At 34.1% G+C, this 3,541-nt stretch carries 4 protein-coding genes; all 4 read right to left on the reverse strand.

Going from position 1 to position 3,541, the window contains the following annotated elements:
- Window positions 1-192 (reverse strand): dTDP-4-dehydrorhamnose 3,5-epimerase family protein (locus ACIR310F_RS26585; protein WP_231387368.1); only part of this gene is annotated, 192 nt, incomplete at its 3' end.
- Window positions 193-245: 53 nt separating this feature from the next.
- Window positions 246-1,094, reverse strand: a complete 849-nt coding sequence (locus tag ACIR310F_RS0102925) for a phytanoyl-CoA dioxygenase family protein (RefSeq protein ID WP_028082526.1) — start codon at window positions 1,092-1,094, stop codon at window positions 246-248.
- 27 nt (window positions 1,095-1,121) lie between these two features.
- Entirely contained in the window at window positions 1,122-2,135 is a 1,014-nt protein-coding gene (locus tag ACIR310F_RS0102930) for a glycosyltransferase family 2 protein (protein WP_028082527.1), read from the reverse strand.
- 144 nt (window positions 2,136-2,279) lie between these two features.
- Window positions 2,280-3,317, reverse strand: a complete 1,038-nt coding sequence (locus tag ACIR310F_RS0102935; protein ID WP_028082528.1) for an NAD-dependent epimerase/dehydratase family protein — start codon at window positions 3,315-3,317, stop codon at window positions 2,280-2,282.
- Window positions 3,318-3,541: the final 224 nt, after the last annotated feature.

Genomic DNA, 3,541 nt, shown 5'->3' on the forward strand with positions numbered 1-3,541 from the left:
TTGATAGTGCATTCCTCGCAGTGTACCTTTTTTATGATTAAAAGAAAGGTTACATTGGGCAACTGTGGGTTTTAAACCATGAGCGATAAATTCATCAGCGCAGAAAGTCCGAGCAAAAAAACCGCGAGAATCAGGCTTTTCTTCTAAATCAATAATGAAAGCACCAGCGAGTTTAGTGGATGTAAAAATCATGGCTGTTTAGAACGTTTTTATGAAGGATAACAGAGTTGTTTTTGATTTTAGGTTTATACCTTTAATCCTAATTGTAATCCCACTTGAGGATTTATTTTGGTAAAAGTATCATCATGATATTGTGTACAAAGTTCAGGTCGTTTAGGAGAGTTAGCAGTGTATGTAAAAAATAAAGTTGAACGCTCTTGGGTTCTGACAGTCCCATGATGTAAAATATTTCTTACATCTGCAAAAATCACAGTTCCAGCTTTACCAGGACATGATCTCCAAGCTGATTTAGGAATAACTTTCATCATTTGATCATCGTTAATTCCTAAAAAATTAACACGCCATAATTCATAATCAACTCGATAATTATTTAATCGTTCTAGAGGATTTTTTGGTAGTGGGATATATTCAAATGATCCATGTTCTTCAGTGACATCATTGAGATAGATAATAACTTTAATCATGCGTCTATCTTCAGAATCTTTATGCCATAGTAGAGTTTCCAATTGTTTTTCATTAGGAAAGTCTTTCCGCACATGAACACCATGAAAAGCGATAGGTAAACCTATATAATGCTCAATGATATTTTGTAGTCGGGTTTCAATTCCCCAATTAAAAAATTCCGGTAAATCTGTAACCGTATAAATTTGGGGTAATTTATATCCTCCATGAATATCTCTGGGATTTAGCATATTATCAGTACAAATATTAGCAATAGCTAACATTTTAGAAGTAGATGAAAAACCTAAATCCTCCAAAGATGTGATGTAAACACCTGATTTTTTGAGGGTATCAACAATCAATTTATCTGTTGAATTAATGGCAGGTAAATTTTTAGCATGATACCAAATTGACATTCGATAATTTAACTCAGAACTTAAAGTTGAGATTTTTTCTTGAATTTTTTGAAGCATGGTATACTTACCAATTAACACTAATCTTTATCCTCTATGGCTTCTGACTTCTAAAGTCTTTGTTCTCTCCAATTCAGCTTCCGCCACTTTAAATTCTCTCATTGGTATTAATTCCAATGCAGCCACACTAGCTAAAGCCAAAAAAGGAACTACTGTCTTAATAGCTGATACAGGCCATCTTCTCATCGCTCCTAAAAAGACTTTCAAATCTACTTCATGGTAGTTTTGTAAAAGCATCCGACAACAATATGCTTTAGAATAGCCAACTTGCTCAAGTTTCAAAATAACTTCAGGTATATGTTGGTATTGCATTAAAAGTGCAGACTTTGGTTCTTTTTGCCAATAACTAACACCCACAATACATTCTAAATAGATATCTTTAGTCACAATAACTTTGCCATTAGCAGCACAATAGCCGGCTAAATATGCTAGAGATATCCAATTATTACTAGCAGTTGGCCAAATTTCTAGAGCGCGTTTAATTAAATCAGTCCGATATACTGTAGCAGTTAGAAAAATTACTGCTCCTACACTTTTACTAAAACAATGTTCAAATATTGCTTTACCATCACCTTTACCATCTTCTGTATCGGCATCAAACCAGCGATTACCAACTATTTTTGGTGGATGTACTGCTTCACCAGTGATTTGATTTCGACCGGAAAAATTCAGAAACAATAATGATAAATTATCAATATTTTTAATTTTCTCTATCACATAAGCAACTGCTCTTTCCTGAATTGGATCATCATCACCAATTGTCCAAACATATTTTGTTGTGGCAGCACTTAGGCAATAAAAAATATTTCGCATTACGCCTATGTTTTCATGATTTCTATTTGATTTAAATGTGATGTTTGTGAGAATATTTTGCCATTTACTAATAATAGATTGAGTGTGATCTGTAGAACAATTATCAGAAACTAAAATTTCACATTCTGATTCAAAACCTTTGATTGCCGTTGCTAACCAAGCCAGTTGTTTATTTAATAATGCAGCACGATTGTATGTAGGAATGGCAATGGTAAGTAATTTTTGCATGATATGTTAATACCGATATGAGAAAATGACTGACTTGGTATATAAGAAATGTAGGTTGGGTTGACTCAAGGAAATCCAACAAAATTATTAATCGTGTTGGGTTTTGCTGTCGCTCAACCCAACCTCCAATATTTTCGGAATAAATTAATAATTTTCCTGTTGATTCCAGAAAAAATCCCGATCAATTTGTTCTGTGCGAATCAGATATTCTAATTGCTTTAATCTTGTAAAACCTCTAAATAAAAAGGTATCTTCTGTCATGTCAATTTTTTTGAACAAATTAAATAGTTGTTCAGCCCCAACTTGAGCATTCCAATCACATTTAAATCCTGGTAAAATACTGTTAATTTTCTCAAAATAAACTCGATAGCTGCGATTATCTGCACCATTATTACCAAAAGATAATTGACAACCAGGGAAAACATCGGCAACAATTTCTGCTATTTCTTTAACTCGATAATTATTTGCAGTATCGCCAACATTAAAAATTTGATTGTGAATAATATCTCTAGGTGCTTCTAAGGTACAAACAATGGCTTTACAAATATCTAAAGCATGAACTAATGGCCGCCAAGGTGTACCATCACTGGTCATTTTAATTTCTTTTGTAGTCCAAGCTAACCCGGCTAAATTATTTAAAACTATATCAAATCGCATTCTAGGGGAAGCGCCAAAAGCTGTCGCATTCCGCATGAAAGTAGGTGAAAAATCATCATCAGCTAATGGTTTAATATCTCTTTCTACTAAGGTTTTACATTCGGCGTAAGCTGTTTGGGGATTAACAGGTGATTCTTCTGTAATATCGCCTTCACTAGCTACACCATAAACACTACAGGAGGACATATAAACAAAGCGACGAACACCAACTGATTTTGCCAAATTAGCTAGACGAACTGAACCTAAATGATTAATATCATAAGTGATATTTGGTGATAATTGTCCAGTAGGATCGTTAGATAATTCCGCCATGTGAACAATGGCTTCTACCCCTTCTAAATCTTCGGGATTGATATCACGAATATCTTTATTTAGAGTTTTAGCTGTTAAGTTAGTTCCGTTATATAGCCAACCAACTTTATAAAATCCAGTATCAACTCCAATAACTTCATGTCCTTTTTGCATTAATAAAGAAGGCAATAAAGAACCAAGATAACCTTCTGTGCCAGTTACTAAAATTTTCATGATTGTTAAAACTTTTGATGTGGTAAATTAAGTGGCTTTTTGAAGAGTTCACCAGTAAAATTCTCTTCTTTTACTCTCTGCGCCTCTGCGCCTCTGCGAGAGATAAAAAAATTCAGTTCATTCTACGAAGATACTAAACTGTGCAAATGAGTGGGTTCTGGTATTTGCTTAACTATAGCTTTACCAATTTCTAAGGAAGAAGTTGCGGCGGGGGGAGGGGGATT

The sequence above is a fragment of the Dolichospermum circinale AWQC310F genome (assembly GCF_000426925.1).
Classification (GTDB): Bacteria; Cyanobacteriota; Cyanobacteriia; order Cyanobacteriales; family Nostocaceae; genus Dolichospermum; species Dolichospermum circinale.